This window comes from Polaribacter sp. SA4-12, assembly GCF_002163675.1.
Classification (GTDB): Bacteria; Bacteroidota; Bacteroidia; order Flavobacteriales; family Flavobacteriaceae; genus Polaribacter.
In genome coordinates, this window is the sequence record NZ_CP019334.1 from 3,338,055 (window position 1) to 3,356,225 (window position 18,171).

12 protein-coding genes and 2 tRNA genes are annotated in these 18,171 nt (G+C 30.8%); 5 read left to right on the forward strand and 9 right to left on the reverse strand.

From position 1 onward, the window contains the following. Nucleotides 1-3: 3 nt before the first annotated feature. The gene (locus tag BTO07_RS14560) at nucleotides 4-2,184 is read right to left on the reverse strand and encodes an Ig-like domain-containing protein (RefSeq protein WP_087522665.1); all 2,181 of its coding nucleotides are present in this window, start codon (nucleotides 2,182-2,184) and stop codon (nucleotides 4-6) included. Between the two features lie 93 nt (nucleotides 2,185-2,277). On the opposite strand from BTO07_RS14560, the gene BTO07_RS14565 reads away from it, so the two are divergent. The 3 genes from BTO07_RS14565 to BTO07_RS14575 are packed head-to-tail and all read left to right on the forward strand — an operon-like array spanning nucleotide 2,278 to nucleotide 5,068. Further along, on the forward strand, nucleotides 2,278-2,703 hold the full coding sequence (locus BTO07_RS14565) for an OsmC family protein (protein ID WP_087521925.1): 426 nt from the start codon (nucleotides 2,278-2,280) through the stop codon (nucleotides 2,701-2,703). A 53-nt stretch (nucleotides 2,704-2,756) separates the two neighbouring features. Further along, complete coding sequence (gene recJ, locus BTO07_RS14570; RefSeq protein WP_087521926.1) at nucleotides 2,757-4,442, forward strand: single-stranded-DNA-specific exonuclease RecJ; 1,686 nt, start codon at nucleotides 2,757-2,759, stop codon at nucleotides 4,440-4,442. Nucleotides 4,443-4,447: 5 nt separating this feature from the next. Continuing rightward, nucleotides 4,448-5,068 carry a hypothetical protein gene (locus BTO07_RS14575; RefSeq protein WP_087521927.1) on the forward strand — a complete coding sequence of 207 codons (621 nt, stop codon included), beginning with the start codon at nucleotides 4,448-4,450 and terminating at the stop codon, nucleotides 5,066-5,068. 330 nt (nucleotides 5,069-5,398) lie between these two features. Here BTO07_RS14575 and BTO07_RS14580 read toward each other — a convergent pair whose 3' ends face one another. From BTO07_RS14580 to BTO07_RS14595, 4 genes are all read right to left on the reverse strand, one after another. Further along, nucleotides 5,399-7,804, reverse strand: coding sequence for a helix-turn-helix domain-containing protein (locus tag BTO07_RS14580; RefSeq protein ID WP_087521928.1), 2,406 nt, complete (start codon nucleotides 7,802-7,804; stop codon nucleotides 5,399-5,401). Between the two features lie 73 nt (nucleotides 7,805-7,877). Beyond that, a complete protein-coding gene (locus BTO07_RS14585) occupies nucleotides 7,878-8,330 on the reverse strand; it encodes a hypothetical protein (protein ID WP_087522666.1) in 453 nt (150 codons plus the stop codon). A gap of 324 nt (nucleotides 8,331-8,654) precedes the next feature. Further along, entirely contained in the window at nucleotides 8,655-9,860 is a 1,206-nt protein-coding gene (gene odhB, locus BTO07_RS14590; RefSeq protein ID WP_198342473.1) for a 2-oxoglutarate dehydrogenase complex dihydrolipoyllysine-residue succinyltransferase, read from the reverse strand. Nucleotides 9,861-10,026: 166 nt separating this feature from the next. After that, on the reverse strand, nucleotides 10,027-12,759 hold the full coding sequence (locus BTO07_RS14595; RefSeq protein WP_087521930.1) for a 2-oxoglutarate dehydrogenase E1 component: 2,733 nt from the start codon (nucleotides 12,757-12,759) through the stop codon (nucleotides 10,027-10,029). A 182-nt stretch (nucleotides 12,760-12,941) separates the two neighbouring features. Between BTO07_RS14595 and BTO07_RS14600 the strand changes: the two genes are divergently transcribed. Beyond that, a tRNA-Asn gene (locus BTO07_RS14600) sits at nucleotides 12,942-13,015 on the forward strand. A gap of 365 nt (nucleotides 13,016-13,380) precedes the next feature. Further along, nucleotides 13,381-13,454: transfer RNA gene (locus BTO07_RS14605), tRNA-Asn, on the forward strand. Nucleotides 13,455-13,715: 261 nt separating this feature from the next. Here BTO07_RS14605 and BTO07_RS14610 read toward each other — a convergent pair. The 4 genes from BTO07_RS14610 to BTO07_RS14625 all read right to left on the reverse strand — a co-directional run bounded on the left by BTO07_RS14610 (nucleotide 13,716) and on the right by BTO07_RS14625 (nucleotide 18,141). Continuing rightward, the gene (locus BTO07_RS14610) at nucleotides 13,716-14,471 is read right to left on the reverse strand and encodes an SDR family NAD(P)-dependent oxidoreductase (RefSeq protein ID WP_087521931.1); all 756 of its coding nucleotides are present in this window, start codon (nucleotides 14,469-14,471) and stop codon (nucleotides 13,716-13,718) included. A gap of 36 nt (nucleotides 14,472-14,507) precedes the next feature. Then, nucleotides 14,508-15,800 carry an MFS transporter gene (locus BTO07_RS14615; protein WP_087521932.1) on the reverse strand — a complete coding sequence of 431 codons (1,293 nt, stop codon included), beginning with the start codon at nucleotides 15,798-15,800 and terminating at the stop codon, nucleotides 14,508-14,510. A 535-nt stretch (nucleotides 15,801-16,335) separates the two neighbouring features. Next, the gene (locus BTO07_RS14620) at nucleotides 16,336-17,037 is read right to left on the reverse strand and encodes a FadR/GntR family transcriptional regulator (RefSeq protein ID WP_087521933.1); all 702 of its coding nucleotides are present in this window, start codon (nucleotides 17,035-17,037) and stop codon (nucleotides 16,336-16,338) included. Nucleotides 17,038-17,259: 222 nt separating this feature from the next. Continuing rightward, entirely contained in the window at nucleotides 17,260-18,141 is an 882-nt protein-coding gene (locus tag BTO07_RS14625; protein WP_087521934.1) for an NAD(P)-dependent oxidoreductase, read from the reverse strand. Nucleotides 18,142-18,171 lie beyond the last annotated feature (30 nt).

Genomic DNA, 18,171 nt, shown 5'->3' on the forward strand with positions numbered 1-18,171 from the left:
TTTTTATTTTCTTATTAAACCAATACTTCCTGTTTTTTCTATTTTTCGACCATTTACATCACTTAAAATTACTCTAAACCAATACGTGTTTGATGGTAGTATTTTACCTTGATATCTTCCATCCCAACCTTGAGAAGAGGATTCCATTTGATACAATAAAACCCCAAATCTGTTGTAAATAGAAATTTCTGCAATTGTAAATGAGTCACTATTAAATCCATTAATTTTCCAAACATCATTTTCTCCATCTCCATTTGGTGTAAAATATTTTGGAAATGCTAATATCGAAAATTTATAAGTAGTTATACCACAATTATTTTTGTCGTTAACAAATAAAGTATGCATTCCTGCTGATATTTTTTCAAAAAAACCAGCATCTTTATAGATACCAAATTCATCATCCAACGAAAATTCATACTCACCAATTCCTAAATTATCATTAATTACCTGGATCGAATTGTTATCAGAATCTTCAACTAATAGTACATCGTCGTTTGTAATAGTTGCTATATTGGAATTGCTAACAATAATTTGTTTTTCTACAGATTCACAACCTGCTAAAGATATTGCTTTTACAGTGTAATTTCCAGAACTAGTCGCATTATTTGTTGCTAAACTACCAGATATAATTACATTTTCTTTTTTCCAAACGTAACTATAGTTATCTAAGGAGTTTGTTGTTTCTAGTGTAACAGAACCAGTATCTGTACACAAAAAATAAGCATCTTTAACTAAATCAAATTCAGGAACTGTACTATTAACTTCTGCAATAACTTCTACTCTAGAAGAAGAAATACAATTATCAATGTTCGCTTCAATATAATATGTAGTTGTAGTAGTTATTGGTAGTGTTTGATACGTATTTCCTGTAAAAAGTGGAGTTGTACTTGTTAAAGAATCATACCAGTTTATTTTTCCTGCTGATGAGGTTGCGCTTAAAGTTGCACTTCCAGAGCAAATTAAGTCTTCAGTAATACTAGTAATCGTTGGTTTCTGATTCACAACAACTTCTATAGCTGTTCTGTCTAAACTAATGCACCCATTTACAGAAGTGGAAGCATAATATGTTTTTGATGAATTTAATATTGGAGTTGTAAAACTATTACCAGAAGGAAATAATTGAGTGCCTCCAACCATAGCGTCAAACCACAAAATAGTTCCTTCACTTGCAGTTGCACTAATTGTTGCAATTCCAGATTCGCAAATTGTTGCAGATGTTGTTGCTGTTATTTGAGGAATATAAATACTTGTACTTGCGGCAATTTTTAATGGTAGGTCAGTCGTTGTTCCATATTCTACAACATAACCTTTTGCTATATATAAATCTGTTCCCCCTTCATTAGGTAAATCATTCCAGGCTCCACGATTTCCTATTGAAGGGTCTGTAATATGTGCATAATGTTCTCCATCAGGATTATTTCCTTTAAAATCATTAGGTTCGTTATTATTCCAATTTGCATAATTTGGAGTAGAACCGTTAACTTGTCCGTTCCAAAAAACTGTACCAGTTTCAGGGCCAGTTACCCATTTCCAAACTCCCTCAGTTTCTTCGTCACTTCCACCAATCCAGCCAGCGCCAGAAGCTTGTTCACCTGCAAAATTAGCTTCTTCTTCACTAGTTAATGTGGCTAAATATCCTTGTCTTCCATAATACGTTTTACCTTCTGCTGCTATTTTTGCGTCTGCCCAAGTGATACTAGGAGAAGAAATAAATTGATAAAAATGATCAGTTACTGGTAAATAATTAGCATTATCAATAGTTAAAGAAAAAGTTTTTTTGGTTGTAATATTGTTAGATGTTGTAGAGAAAACAATCGATTTTACAGCATTCTCTATATCAGTAAGAAGAATTTCTGTACCACTAATAGAGGAAGTCAAAGAAAGTTTTCCTTGAATGTTATTCCATTGAGAATTAATAGTAGGGTAACTTCCTGTCAATTCCAAACGATCAAAATTTACTTGATAACCTGATGAAATTTGAATAAAAAAGGAATCAACTGTAGTGTCATCTCCATCAGTAATAGAAAAATTGGTAACTATATTTATAGGGTTTCCTATACAAAACGCTTGATTTCCTTCAGCAATAACAACAGGAGGCTCATCTACTTGTCCGAAGAAAAAGGAGGTTGCCATGAAAAAGAAAAGGGAAATAAATGTTTTTTTTAGTTTAAGAGATTTATTCATTTTAATCATTAACTTCTATGTGTTTTCTTACTTTTGTATAAAAGCACAATTTACTATTTCAATTTTAATAACACTATAACAAAAAGATCAAATATGGCTACAAATCTTGTAACAACTACCTGGAAAGAAAATATGCAGTTCGAATCTGACAATCCTAGTGGGATTTCTCTAACAATGGATGCAGGAGAAGAAAGTGGAGGAGAAGGAAAAGGTTACAGACCAAAAGCATTAATGTTATCGTCTTTAGCAGGTTGTTCTGGTTTAGATGTAGTTTCTTTATTGAAGAAAATGCATGCTGAGGTTGCAGAATTTAGAATTGACGTTACTGCAGAATTAACAGATGAGCATCCTAAGTTTTACAACAAAGTAAAAGTTGACTATCATTTTTCTGATAGCGAATTACAACCAAAAAAAATACAAAAAGCAGTTAATTTATCTGTCACAAAATACTGTGGTGTGATGGAAATGTTTCGTCAATTTGCTGAGGTTGAAATTGAAATTTTCTTACACGAATTATAGAATTCAATTTATTCATTCACATTTTGTATCTTATGTTCAAAAAATAAATTGCTATGAGATGGACGATAAAACCACATCCAGAAAAAGAAAAAGTAGAAAAATTAGCGAAAGAACTTCAGGTTGATAAAACAATAGCTCAGGTTCTTTGTCAAAGAGGAGTTGAAACATTTGATGACGCAAAGAATTATTTTCGTCCGAGTTTAGACGAGATTCATGATCCGTTTTTAATGAAAGATATGAATCTTGCTGTTGCTAGAATTGAAACTGCAATTGCTAACAACGAAAATATTTTAGTTTTTGGTGATTATGATGTAGATGGTACCACTGCTGTTTCTCTTGTTTCTTCGTATTTAAAAACGATTCACCCAAATATTGCAACTTATATTCCTGATAGATATGCTGAAGGTTATGGTGTTTCTTATATGGGAATCGATTTTGCGCATGACAATGATTTCTCATTAATTATTGCGCTAGATTGTGGAATTAAAGCAATTGAAAAGGTTGCTTATGCAACAGAAAAGAATGTCGATTTTATTATTTGCGATCACCACAAACCAGGACCAGAAATTCCAAAAGCAGTTGCTGTTTTAAATGCAAAACAAGAAGATTGTAAGTATCCTTTTGATGAACTTTGTGGTTGTGGTGTTGGTTTTAAACTGATTCAAGCTTTAGGTGTTTCAAGAAATCAAACTATTGAAGATTTTGTTCCGTATTTAGATTTGGTGGCGACTGCAATTGCTGCGGATATTGTACCAATGAATGGCGAAAACAGAACACTTGCTTATTATGGTTTGCAGGTAATTAACGAAAGTCCAAGAAACGGAATAAAAGCAATTATTCATCAAACTAAAAAATCTGAATTAACCATTACCGATGTTGTTTTTACAATTGCACCAAGAATAAATGCTGCAGGAAGAATGAAACACGGAAATTATGCTGTGGAATTGTTAACCGAAATGGATTTTGATTCGGCTATAGAATTTGCTGCTGCTATAGAAATTTTTAATGCAGATAGAAAAGATTTAGATAAGAAAATTACAGACCAAGCTTTAATTCAAATTATTGATAATGAAGAAGAACACGATTATTCTTCTGTTGTTTATCAAGAAGATTGGCACAAAGGTGTTATTGGTATTGTTGCTTCTCGTTTAATAGAAAAATATTACAGACCAACCTTAGTTTTTACTAAAAGTGGCGATAAATTAGCTGCTTCTGCTCGTTCCGTAAAAGGTTTTGATGTCTATAATGCTTTGCACGAATGTGAAGAATTTATAGAGCAATTTGGTGGACATAAATATGCGGCAGGTTTAACTTTGTTGCCAGAAAACTATGAGAACTTTAAAAAGAAGTTCGAAGAAGTTGTAGAAAGAACCATTGATAAAGAATTACTAATTCCAGAAATTTCTATAGATGCAGAAATAGATTTATCAGAAATTACACCTAAGTTTTTTAGAATTATTCAATTAATGGCGCCTTTTGGACCAATGAATATGAGACCTACTTTTAAATCTACTTGTGTTAGAGATAATGGCTATGGAAAACAAGTTGGTGCAGATAAAACGCATTTAAAATTAAATGTTTTTCAGGGTGATAATAAAAGAACCTTTAACTCAATCGGTTTTGGTTTGGGTGATAAAATGGAATTTGTTAAAAATGATTTTGATATTGTTTATGGTTTAGACGAAAATGAATGGAATGGTAGAAAAACGATACAATTGTTGTTGAAGGATTTGAAGTAAAAACTATGAAATACTTTACTACTATTATATTGTTGTTAATTGTTTTTTCAATCTTAATATTTTTTGAAACTACAATTGCATTTTTTTTTAATATTTTAATCATCCCTTTTTTTTATTTAACGCTGTTTTATTGGGAATATTCAATTTTTGATAAAATAGTTGAATCAGATTTTAAAATTAGATCTTATAAAAAATCGCTTAATAATTTTAAATTGATTTATGGAGTTTGTTGGTTACTATTTGTTTTTTTAGGAAGTAATACAATGAAAATCAAGATTCTATTTTTTATTTTATTCGGGGCTTTTTTTGTTGTTAATTTAATGATGTCTTTTCTTTATAAGAAGAGAAAACCTTTTACCGTATTTATAAAGAATAGTGAACTAATAGCAATAGTTGATAGATGGACGCAAAAAAGAGATATTGTAGGTTTAAATCAAATACAATTTGATCGAATTAATAAAAAAATCAAATTCAGTTTTGATGAAGGATATCAAATTTCAATTCAAACAAAAGATTACCAAAAAGAAGATATTGATGAATTACTTAGGATTATAATTGAAAAATCTAAACACCCAATTTTTATTCCTAATAATTATAAAGCAGAAAAACTCATTAAAGAGAGTTAAACGATTCTTATTATTGCTTTTTAATAAGCGTCATTGCGAGGTACGAAGCAATCTGTTTATAATTAAGAGATTGCCACAGTTTACAAAAAAGTAAACTTCGCAATGACAAAATAAAAAGATATAGCCATTCGACTTCGCTCAGGATAAATTCCAAGCAGGAAATAGCTTCAAAATATTCTCTTTTAATTAAAATTTGTTTCATAAAAAACCCACTCCTAAATTAGAAGTGGGAAAATTGCTATGAAAAAGAATGATAAGAAAGTATCTTATCATATTTCTTTAGACGCTTGTTTTTACAAAAACTTGCACTTTATTATAAAATATTTTAAATTAATTTTCCATAGAGAGTAAAACCATTCTTAATTCCATAAAAGAGAAGGATTTATCTACTTTTTCTTTTAACTCTGTTAAGCTTTTAAATTTTGTATCCTCGATAGCATTAATCAACTTTTTGTAACGTTTAATGTCTATTAATTCTAAAATATCTACATCTCCAGAAGGAATAAAACTCGCCAAATGACTTTCTATTGTACCCGGAGTTAAACTTCTTTCTTTGGCAACTTCTTTTACAGAAAGCCCAGATTTAAACAACTCTAAAGAAATTTGTTTGGTTGGTTTCTTGTCTTCTTTCTTTTGCTCGTTAAATTGATTAATTCCGTTTGCTTTGCAATATGTATTAATTACCTCTAAGATTTGTTCACCATATTTAGCAACTCTGGTTTTTCCCATTCCAACAGTATTTAGCAGGTCTTTTTCTGTTCTTGGCAACGAGTCGCACATCGCATAGAGAGTTTCTTGTGTAAAAATCTGAAAAGCAGGTATACTTTGTTCTATTCTAATTTCATCACGTAATTCACGTAATTTTATAGCTAAAATAGGGTCGCGTTTAGAGGCTACTGTTTTCTTTTTGGTAGGTGCAGTTTTTTGTAAAACGGCTTTTGCTCTTACCTGTAAATATTCTTCTACTTTAAAACCATTTGTCATTTTTTGGAGTGCAAAAAGTTTCTCCATTAATTTTTCCTGTATAGAGTCAAACTGTTTTGAAAAATCTTTTTTTACTGTTTTGTTATCCGTAGAAAATGAAATTGCATTTAAAGGTTTTAAGATATTTCCTTTTGTTTGTGTTACAAAATAATCGACTGCTTTTGTAAATCGTTCTTGAATAGAAGAACTACTTTCTGGTAAAATATTGTCTTCAGAAATTTGTGCTAACTGATTTTTAAATCCGTTAGAAACTTTCATTAAAGCAACAACTCCGTCATCTTTTATAGTTTGTAGATGATCTATAACATCGCCTTTTATACTTGTTTGATTCTTGTAAAAAATATCAATCATTCTCGATATTGGATACAAAAATGGCTGATAATCTAACAGTTCAGAAATTAGATTCAACTGAAAATGTTTCTCAGATTCGTTTAAGATACTTTCATCAGGATGATTTTCTTCGACACTTTCGTTAAAAACACTTACTGTTTTGTCATTTATAATTGCACTACTTGTAATTGGCGTTTTTAAAACCAAACCTTCTAAAGAAGTACATCTACTTAAAGCAACATACGTTTGTCCGTGTGCAAAAGACGCTTCTGCATCTATAATTGCTCTTTCAAACGTTAAACCTTGGCTTTTATGAATAGTAATTGCCCAAGCCAATCGCAAAGGAATCTGAGAAAAAGCACCTATCAAATCTTCTTTGATTTCTTTAGTTTCGTCGTTAATTGAGTAATTAATATTAGACCAAGTTTCTTGTTCTGTAACAATTTCGTCAATTTCACCTGCACATTGAACAGTAACACTTTGTTGTGAAATGTCTGTTATAATTCCTATTTTCCCGTTGTAATATCTTTTATCAGAAGAAGAATCATTTTTAATAAACATTACTTGTGCACCAATTTTTAACTCTAATTTAGCTGCATTTGGATATGAGTTTTCATTAAACTTACCAGAAATTTCAGCATTAAAAAAACGACTTTTATTTGTAATTTTATTAAGTTCTGAATTGTTAATTAAATTGGCTCTATTATTATGCGTTGTTAATGTAATGTAACCATCATCTTTAGTAGGAGAGAAGCTAGGCGCATAACGACTATTTAATATTTTAGCAGATTTTTCTGATAAATTATCATTTCGGATTTCATTTAGAATGGTAATAAAATCTTCGTTTTTCTGACGATAAATATGTTTCAATTCTATAGAAACTACATTTGCTTCTTGATATGCTTTAGAACTGAAAAAATAAACGGTATTGTAATGTTGTTGTAATAAACTCCATTCGTTTGGTCTAACAACCGGTGCTAATTGTTGTAAATCTCCAATCATTAAAATTTGAGCGCCACCAAAAACTTTATTTCGGTTTTTATAACGACGCATAACTTGATCTATTCCGTCTAATAAATCTGCACGAACCATTGAGATTTCATCAATAATTATTAAATCTAACGATTTTATAATATCAATCTTCGTCTTATTAAACTTACGTTGTGCATTTGTCGTATTTGCAATTTGGTTGGGTAAAATAGGACCAAAGGGCATTTGAAAAAAAGAATGAATAGTAACTCCTTTTGCGTTAATTGCAGCAACACCTGTTGGTGCTACAATAACCATTCTCTTTAAAGATTCTCTTTTAATTTGATGTAAAAAAGTAGTTTTTCCTGTACCTGCTTTTCCTGTGACAAAAATATTTCTATCTGTCTTGTCAATAAATTGTAGGGCAAGTTCTAATTCAGGATTTTTTGACATTTTTACTTTTTTGAGCAAGGTAAATTAATTAAACATTATTTGATAAAGTTACTATGGTTTTAATAACGTAAAATTATTTTTTTTCTGCGTATTTGTATTTCTCAAATTTCCTTGGCAATTCATTTGTTATGGTTAACTTATTAGAAGTTAGGTTCGGTTTAATTTTAATAACTTTTGTGTTTTCATCAATTTCAACTGTATGTGTACTTCTCATATTAACAACATCAATATGTAATGCTTTAAATTCGTATTCTCCTTTTTTAAGATTAACAATCACATATTCTCTGCCTCTTATTTGTCCTAATGCTTTTTTATTAATCCAAATATTTAATCTGGCAGTATTATCCATTTTATGTAATATGTCTGCTCCATTATAAATTAGAATTGTTCCATTTCCTAATTTATCAAGGTCAACATTTTCTAAATCAGTTTTTATAAAAGTATATTCAGAAATTATAGGTTTTAAAGCGCAAGAAGAAATTAATAAAACGATAGATAATAGAAGTAAGAATTTATATTTTTTCATAGCAGAATTATTAATTTGTTTTTTTTTATGCAATATACTTAATCAAAAATTATTTCATAAAAATAATCCCAATCAAAAAGTTCAAAAAATTTAAAAAGCAATAAAGCCAACTAACAAGTCTAGCCCTGATTGAAACGGCATCCTTTTTATGCTGAACTCGTTTCAGTATCTCTTGTAAACAAAGAGAGTACTTATAAATAGGAACAGATGCTGAAATAAATTCAGTAATAAAAAGATATAGTGGAAAGCAGGAAATAGCTACAAACAAAAAAAATCCCAAGCAAAAAGCTCAGGATTTATATATTTATCTGGAAACATTGTTACCTACATTTCTAATGCTTTTGTTGGGTTATTATCCATCAATAATTCCATTGGGTTTTCTAAAGCTTCTTTAACAGCAACTAAGAAACCAACAGATTCTCTACCATCTACAATTCTGTGATCGTAAGACAAAGCAACATACATAATTGGCTGAATTACAACTTCACCATTTACTGCCATTGGTCTGTTTACAATGTTGTGCATTCCTAAAATTCCACTTTGAGGAGGGTTTAAAATAGGCGTAGACAACATAGAACCAAATACACCACCATTTGTGATTGTAAATGTTCCACCAGTCATTTCATCAATAGTAATTTGACCATCTCTAGCTCTAATTGCTAAACGTTTTACTTCCGATTCTACACCTCTAAAAGATAAATCTTCTGCATTTCTAATTACAGGAACCATTAAACCTTTTGGTCCAGAAACTGCAATAGAAATATCTTGAAAGTCGTTCTTGATTTGGAAATCTCCATCAATCATAGAATTTACATCAGGATATAATTTTAAAGCTCTAACAACTGCTAAAGTAAAGAAAGACATAAATCCTAAACCAACTCCGTGTTTCGCTTTAAAATCTTCTTTAAAGTCTTTACGTAAATCAAAAATTGGTTGCATGTTTACTTCGTTAAAAGTAGTTAACATTGCCGTTTCGCTTTTTACAGCTACTAAACGTTCTGCAACTTTTCTACGTAACATAGACATTTTCTTGCGAGATGTTCCTCTAGAACCATTTGCAGGTTGAGTTCCCATAGAAGGTACAGCTTTTACTGCATCGTCTTTAGTAATTCTACCGTCTTTTCCTGTACCTTTAATAGAAGAACCATCCATTCCTTTTTCTGCTAATACTTTTTTAGCTGCAGGAGAAGCTGTTCCGGTTGCGTAAGTTGCTGCTTTTGGAGCCGCTTTTACTTCAACTTTCTTTTCTTCTTTTGGAGCTTCTGTAGTTGCAGCAGCACCTTCTGGTTTTGCAGCGCTAGTATCAATTAAACAAACAACTGCACCAACTGCAACTGCATCGCCTTCTTCTGCTTTTAACGTAATAATTCCAGCTTCTTCAGCAGGCAATTCTAACGTTGCTTTATCAGAATCTACTTCTGCAATAGGTTGATCTTTTTCAACATAATCTCCATCTTCAACTAACCACGTTGCAATTTCTACTTCTGTAATCGATTCTCCCGGAGAAGGAACTTTCATTTCTAAAATCATCAGTTCTTGTTTTGCTTTTTGCTGAACTTATTTCAGCTTTTAATTTAATTTCTCTTTTATTCTTTTGGGCGTTTTAACAGGCTTTCCGCTATATCTTTTTGCAAAAAAAAGCAAAAAGGTTAAAGCTACTTCAAAGTAGCTGAACGGTGGAAATCCTTAACGCAACTTAATCATTGTTAAAAACGCTATCGATAACTTCTTTATGACGTTTTTTAAATCGTGTGCTAGAACCTGCAGCAGGAACGGCATAATATCTACGAGAACGCACATTTAACTTTACCAATTCAAAACGTTCTAACATAAAACTCCAAGCTCCCATATTTCTAGGTTCTTCTTGTGCCCAAATGTATTCTGTAACATTAGGATATCTATCTATAACTTTCTGAATTTTCTCTAAATGTAAAGGGAATAATTGCTCAATTCTAACCAAAGCAATATCATCTCTTTCTAAGTTTTCTCTTTCTTCTAGTAAATCATAATAGAATTTACCCATACAGAAAACTAATTTCTTTACATTTTTAGGGTTTAGTGTATCGTCTATAACTTCCTGGAATTCTCCACCAGCTAAATCTTCAATTGTATTTACCGCTTTCGGATGACGTAATAAGCTCTTAGGAGTAAATACAATTAATGGTTTTCTATAGTTACGTTTCATTTGTCTACGCAACAAATGATAGAAGTTTGCAGGTGTTGTACAGTTTGCAACAGTCATGTTGTCTATTGCACATAATTGTAAATAACGTTCTATTCTTGCAGATGAATGTTCAGATCCTTGTCCTTCATAACCATGAGGTAATAAGACTACAATTCCGTTTTGCATTTTCCATTTGTCTTCTGCAGCAGAAATGTATTGGTCAAACATTATTTGAGCACCGTTAGAAAAATCTCCAAACTGTGCTTCCCAAATAGTTAAAGTATCAGGGTTTGCCATAGCATAACCATAATCGAAACCAAGAACACCATATTCAGACAATAACGAATTGTAAATCGTCATTTGTCCTTTATTATTAGGGTTTGTATTTAATAAATTTATTCTTTCTTCTGTAAGTTCGTCACGTAAAATAGCATGTCTGTGAGAAAAAGTTCCTCTTTCTACATCTTGGCCAGAAATACGAATATTATAGCCTTCTTCCATTAAAGAGCCATAAGCAAGATTTTCTGCCATTCCCCAATCTAATTGATTGGTTTCAAAAGCCATTTTTTTTCTTCCATTTAAAATTCGTTCAGCTTTACGAACAAATTTTACGTTTTCTGGAACTGTAGAAACAACTTTTGCAATATTTTTTAATTTCTCAACATCATATTTTGTATCATCATCAAGTAGCATTGCATCTAATTTCTGACGATCATATTTTTTCCAAGTAGATTGCATAAACTCTCTAACTTTAGATGTTTTTACTTTCTTTGCTTCATCAAATTCTTTTTCAAGCATTTGTTTAAACTCATTCGTAATTCCAGCTAAGTAAGAAGAATCAATAGAACCTTCTTTAATTAATTGTTCTGCATAAATATCTTTCGGATTTTGATGCTTAGAAATTGCTTTGTATAATTTTGGTTGGGTAAAACGAGGTTCATCACCTTCATTATGGCCATATTTTCTATATCCTAATAAATCAATAAAGACATCAGATTGAAATCGCATTCTAAATTCTAACGCGATTTCCATTGCATGACAAACAGCTTCAGTGTCATCTGCATTTACATGTAAAACAGGAGATAAAGTTACTTTACCAACATCTGTACAATATGTACTTGAACGTGCATCTAAATAGTTTGTTGTAAAACCAATTTGGTTATTTACAACAATATGAATTGTTCCACCAGTCTTATAACCATTTAATTTGGCCATTTGAACAATTTCGTAAGCAATTCCTTGACCAGCTATTGCTGCATCTCCATGAATAATTATTGGTAATATTTTACTAGAATCACCATTGTATTTTCTGTCTATTTTTGCTCTTGTAATTCCTTCTGCTACAGACGCAACAGTTTCTAAGTGTGATGGATTCGGAACCAAATTCATTTTGATTTCATTACCATCTCTAAAGGTCTTACTTAATGTTAAACCTAAATGATACTTTACATCTCCATCTATATTTTGGTCTTCAAAATCTTTTCCTTCAAACTCACTAAATAAGTCTCTTACAGGTTTTTTAAATATATTTACTAATGTATTTAAACGTCCCCTATGAGCCATTCCTAAAACACATTCTTTTACACCAAACTTTTCAGCAGCATCTCTTAGTATAACACTAATTCCCGGAATTAAAGCTTCACCACCTTCTAAAGAAAAACGTTTTTGACCAACATATTTTGTTTGTAGAAAGCTTTCAAACGTTACTGCTTGATTTAGTTTTCCTAAAATATATTTCTTAGCTTCACCAGTATATTTTGGGTGATTGTCATTTTTATTAATACGATCTTGCCACCACTTTAATTTCTCTGGGTTACGCATGTACATGTATTCTACACCAATAGAATCACAGTAAATACTTTGTAAGTTTGAAATAATTGTAGAAAGCTTCGATTTACCTATTCCTAAAACTTCACCGGCAGAAAATTCGCTATTTAAATCGCTTTGAGACAAACCAAAATTTTCGATATCTAAATTAGGCTCATACTGTCTTCTTTCTCTTACAGGATTTGTCTTAGTAAATAAATGACCACGTGTTCTGTACCCATTAATTAAATCTACAACTAAAAATTCTTTACGAACTTCTTGAGGGATTTCTACCTCTGAATCATCGTCTTTTAAAGAGTAATTTTCATTTGCTAAATCATACCCTTGAAAGAAGCTTCTCCAACTTGGTTCAACTGCATCTGGGTTTACCAAATATTTATCATATAAGTCAGCAATAAAGCCTGTGTGCGCTGCGTTTAAAAACGAAAATTTATCCATATTATAGTTTCTGCTTTTTTATAAGCTATCAAAGTGAACAAAAATACGATATTTGTCATAAATACTTATTTTTTTTTACTAATAATTAAGTATTTATTTTTTTTTATTTTTTTCAAAATTGTTTGTTAGAATCAAAAAAAGATATATATTTGCATCCGCTAATCACAATATGTGAAGCAAACTCCTTCTTAGCTCAGTTGGTTAGAGCATCTGACTGTTAATCAGAGGGTCCTAGGTTCGAGTCCTAGAGAGGGAGCAAAAAAAGTCTTATCTTAATTGATAAGACTTTTTTTATGTTTTATTTTTTTGTAATCTTAAAGAATTTTGTTAAAAATTGAATAATGTATTATATGATATAAAACATGTTTATTTATCCTTTTTTATCTTTTCGGATTAATTGATATATAGCTAAATCATTATTCTTTCTTTAAATTAGAAATAGTGGAATGTTTTTTTAGTTCCTATTTCTGTTTATTAGTAATTATTGCTATGTATTCTTCCTGTAATTATTTTTATTTATACACTTTTAATTAATGTTGCATTCATTCTTTAAAAATATTTGTTAAACCCATAAAAAGGTATATATTTGCACTCGCTAATCACAGTATATGTGAAGCAAACTCCTTCTTAGCTCAGTTGGTTAGAGCATCTGACTGTTAATCAGAGGGTCCTAGGTTCGAGTCCTAGAGAGGGAGCAAAAAAAGTCTTATCTTAATTGATAAGACTTTTTTTATACAATAATTTCTGTAAAATTGTTTAAAGTTTCACCTTAATCAATTAATATTCAGTCAACAATCCTTCCTTATTTTTTTCTAACTTAGGTAACAAGAATTTTTAATTCTATCATTTTATTTTTGAATTGATATAAAAACGTACATTTTTATTTTTAGGCATAAAAAAACCTCTTTGTAATGTAAATTACAAAGAGGTTTCAAAAAATTTATATTTGTTTATTTTTAAATACCTAATGCTTGACCACCACCAATTTGGATAGTTTCTGCAGTAATAAATGCAGCATCTTTACTAGCTAAGAAAGATACAACACCAGCTACATCTTCTGGTTTACCTAATCTACCTAACATAATACTGTTAGCCCAAGAAGCGAACACTTCTGGTTTCGTAGATTTAATTTGAGCATGAAAAGGAGTGTCAATTGTACCTGGAGATACAGCATTTACTCTAATTCCATATTCTGCTAAATCTTTAGCTAATGCTCTTGTAATTGCATGAACACCTGCTTTAGAAGTACCATAAATACCAGCTCCTGGTCCACCTGCATTCCAAGCAGCGTTAGAAGTATAGTTTATAATTGATGCATTTTCACTTTTCTTAAGCAAAGGAATTGCAGCTCTTGATGCAAAAAATACTGAATCAAGGTTTAAAGCCATTACGAACCTGTAAAACTCAGTTGTCATTTCTTCAAAACGAGATCTACCACCTAATCCACCAGCGTTGTTTACTAATACGTCAATTTGACCATATTTTTCTCCAATTGCTTTAATGTTTTTAGTAACGGCATCATCACTAGTAACGTCAAATCCAAAGTACTCAGCTTCAATTCCTTCAGCAGTTAATTCTTCTACTCTTTTAGCCCCATCTGCATCTTCTATTCCGTTTAAAACTACGGCATATCCATCTTTACCTAATCTTTTAGCTACTTGGAAACCAATTCCTCCAGTAGCACCTGTAATTACAGCTACTTTTTTACTCATTTTTATTTGATTTTAATATAATTAATTCGTTAATATTTAGTTTTTTGCTTTTAAAGCTTCAATTTTTGGAATCAATATCCATACACTTGCTAATACTATAAATGCAAGACTTGCTCCAATTATAAATGCAGGTGCATAATTACCTCCGGTTGTTAACATTGGAACTAGAGCGACTAAACCAGCTCCGGTTAGTTTAGCTGCTGTACCTGCAAAACCAGAAAGTGTACCAACGGTTTTCTTACCATATAAATCACTTGGTATCGTTTGTACATTTCCAATTGCAGTTTGAAATCCAAAAAGAACTGCAGCCATTATTAAAACTGCTGCAAGAGGAGAACCAGGATCAGATAAAGCTAATAATGCAGGAAGCATAATAAGACACCCAAGAGTTATTACCATTTTTCGAGTCTTGTTTACATTCCATCCCTTTTTTAATCTGTTTTGAGCTAATAATCCGCCGAAAAAAGCACCTAACATAGCACCTAAATAAGGTACCCATCCATATATACCGATAGCCTTAACATCCATTCCATATACTTCTGAAAGATATATTGGAATCCAAAAAACAAATAACCACCATATTGGGTCTATTGCAGCTGAGGCAATAATAACACCCCAACTTTGTTTACGTGAAAGTAACTCTTTCACTGGAGGATTGTATTCCGTTGAATTTTCATTATCTTCTTCTTCTTCCTGTCCTGAAAGTATGTATTTTTTTTCAATATCAGTTAACCAAGGATGACTTTTTGGTGGAGCTTTTACTATCATTAACCAAGGAATTAACCATAACAACCCAATTAAACCTATTATAACAAATATCATTTGCCAACTAAAATATATTGTTAAAAAAGCAATAGTTGGTATTGCTATTATACCTCCAATTGCGGCACCAGAATTAAATAAACCTTGTGCAAAAGCTCTCTCGGTTGCTGGAAACCATTCTGCGTTTCCTTTTGCGGCTCCTGGCCAGTTCCCTGCTTCAGATACACCTAATAATGATCTGAAAATAGCGAAACTTAAGACTCCACTTGCTAAAGCATGAAGTGCTGTGGATATAGACCAAAAACCTATCGATAAAACAAATCCAATTCGTGTTCCAAGTTTATCAAATATTTTCCCAAAAATTGATTGACCAAAAGCATATGAAAACATAAATACAACAGAAATTAGAGCATATATCTCTTTTCTTTCTGTCATTGTTTTATCAGGGTATAAATCTTCTGATATACTAGGCCATAATACAACAAGAGCTTGTCTATCAATATAATTAATTACAGTTGCTAGAGCTATCAAGGCAATAACCCACCATCTTAATCCTTTTACTTTCATATTAATTGGTTTTTATAAGTTTAATGTTAATTATATAATTGTTACTTTTTTGATTATTAGATTTAAATTAATTATCTAATTTTTAGATCTAGATACTATTATACGGTATTCCTAAAGATATCAATATTCTACTTGGTTTGTAAAAAAATATTTTTTGGACACATAATTGGTTTACCAAATTGGTTTACCAAAGATATGTTTTTTTCTGAAATAAAAAGGTAGTTTGTTTATTATTTCATAAAACGCTCTATAATAGATTAAATAGCACTATTTAATCTCTAGTTTTATATAATATTGTTAAATGTAAGATGTGGAAATACACCAACTTTTTATAGTTCGATGAGATTATTTATGAAATCGATGATTGATTTAAATAAATACATATTAATAGGAATAAGAGTTCCTAATCTTGCTTTTTAATTTTCTAAAAAGCGTTTTAATTTGCTGTATTTATTAAATGGATCCATAAAATATGCAACCTCGTTTTGATAAAGTTACTTTATGGGGTATTTAATTTGATATAAAAAAAGTGGTTTTAAATATTATAGCAATAACTGTAGAGCTCTTTAAAATGCTCTTTCATTTTTTGTTTTGCTAATTTGGGGTTTCTTTCTTTAATTGCATCGAAGATAGCTTGATGATCTGTTATTCCTCTTTTAGTTAAACCTGCATCACAAACATGGTGCTTCTGAAAATTAGTGATTATTTCTGGGGTAATAATTAGCATGAAATTATTCATTGTACTATTACCACTTGCTTTTGCTATTGCTAAATGAAAAAGTAAATCCTCTTGTATTGCATCTTCTCCATTATCTACTTTATCTTTATAGGCTGAGAGAGCTTCTTGCATTATAACTATATCTTCATCAGTTCTTCTTGTTGCAGCTAAACTAGCTGTCTTTAATTCTAATAAAATTCTTGTTTCTACTAAAGACTTAAAATCAGGGTCATCTAATCTTAAAATATCTTTAATCATACCATTCAGTGCAATAACACCAATGTTTGCAACAAAAGTTCCACTCTGTGGAATAGATTTTAATAGACCGTAAAATTCTAATCTTTGAATTGCTTCTCTAACATTACTTCTAGATACTTCAAACTTTTCAGAAAGCATTCTTTCTGAAGGAAGCTTATCTCCGGGTTCTAGATTCTTCAAATTTATTAGATCTTTAATTTTAGAAATAATATTTTTTTGAATACTAGAATTATCAGATTTTGTAAGTACCTCTATTTTCATTGTTTATAATGTTATTTAATCAACTGCGAATATAAAAATTTATTTAATAATTATGCACACATTATTAATAATGTAATCTAAATTAATAATGTGTGCAATATATTTTTCCTTTTATTAAGGAGGTATATGTATTATCTCAATCAGTTAAAAATGGTAAAAAGAACATTACTAAAATTTATACCTGTGAGTTTTTATTTTTTTTAATAAAAATGAACAGACCATTTATTTCTCTAACTTCATGAAATAATCAAAGATTTCTGGAACATTTCCACTCCCCATATCAGCACTTACTGCTGCTTTAAGGTTTGTAGAAGTAGCTTCGGCAATTAGAGAAGTTGTACCAAGATCATTCATCATTTGTACAAAATATCCTAGATCTTTGTTTGCATTCGCGATAGAGAAACCTAAATCACTTACGTTGTCTACAGCATAATGTTTACAGAACTTCATAAACGGAGAGTTCGAAGGACCAGAAGACATAATATCAAATAACTGCTGAGTATCTACACCTGCTAATTTTGCTGCAGCAAAAGCTTGCGACATAGCAACTACAGTAGTCATCCCCATAAAGTTATTGATAAGCTTCGTTGTATGACCAGCACCAAGAGCACCAAGATAAAATACATTTTCACCTTGCTCATCAAGAACTGGTTTTACTTTTTCGAAAGTAGCTTTATTACCTGCTGCCATAATATTAAGCAGTCCATCTTTTGCGTGGGCTGGTGTACGTCCTAATGGAGCATCAATCATACCAGCACCTTTTTCTGCAAGTGCTTTACCTATTTTTATAGTAGAAGCAGGGATAGAAGTTCCGAAATCAATTAAAACAGCACCTTCTTTAATTCCTTCAAGGATACCATTTTCACCATAAACAATCTTTTCAACAACAGCAGAAGTTGTAAGACAGAACATAATAATATCACTCTTTGCAGCTAATTCTTTTGGAGAGCTAGCTTCAGTAGCATTACCACGTGCTATTACTTTTGCAACTTCATCTTTATTAAGATCCATTACTGTTAGCTCAAAACCTCTTTTTTGAAGATTTTCAACCATGTTACCACCCATAAGGCCAAGTCCGATAAATCCGATAGTAGGTTTTTTCATATTTAAAATATTTTATTTAATGTTATAAGA

Excerpts from the sequence above, each read along its gene's own strand:
- BTO07_RS14560 (WP_087522665.1), bottom strand. The coding sequence starts at position 2,184 with ATGAATAAATCTCTTAAACTAAAAAAAACATTTATTTCCCTTTTCTTT.
- BTO07_RS14565 (WP_087521925.1), top strand. The coding sequence starts at position 2,278 with ATGGCTACAAATCTTGTAACAACTACCTGGAAAGAAAATATGCAGTTC.
- recJ (WP_087521926.1), top strand. The coding sequence starts at position 2,757 with ATGAGATGGACGATAAAACCACATCCAGAAAAAGAAAAAGTAGAAAAA.
- BTO07_RS14575 (WP_087521927.1), top strand. The coding sequence starts at position 4,448 with ATGAAATACTTTACTACTATTATATTGTTGTTAATTGTTTTTTCAATC.
- BTO07_RS14580 (WP_087521928.1), bottom strand. The coding sequence starts at position 7,804 with ATGTCAAAAAATCCTGAATTAGAACTTGCCCTACAATTTATTGACAAG.
- BTO07_RS14585 (WP_087522666.1), bottom strand. The coding sequence starts at position 8,330 with ATGAAAAAATATAAATTCTTACTTCTATTATCTATCGTTTTATTAATT.
- odhB (WP_198342473.1), bottom strand. The coding sequence starts at position 9,860 with ATGATTTTAGAAATGAAAGTTCCTTCTCCGGGAGAATCGATTACAGAA.
- BTO07_RS14595 (WP_087521930.1), bottom strand. The coding sequence starts at position 12,759 with ATGGATAAATTTTCGTTTTTAAACGCAGCGCACACAGGCTTTATTGCT.
- BTO07_RS14610 (WP_087521931.1), bottom strand. The coding sequence starts at position 14,471 with ATGAGTAAAAAAGTAGCTGTAATTACAGGTGCTACTGGAGGAATTGGT.
- BTO07_RS14615 (WP_087521932.1), bottom strand. The coding sequence starts at position 15,800 with ATGAAAGTAAAAGGATTAAGATGGTGGGTTATTGCCTTGATAGCTCTA.
- BTO07_RS14620 (WP_087521933.1), bottom strand. The coding sequence starts at position 17,037 with ATGAAAATAGAGGTACTTACAAAATCTGATAATTCTAGTATTCAAAAA.
- BTO07_RS14625 (WP_087521934.1), bottom strand. The coding sequence starts at position 18,141 with ATGAAAAAACCTACTATCGGATTTATCGGACTTGGCCTTATGGGTGGT.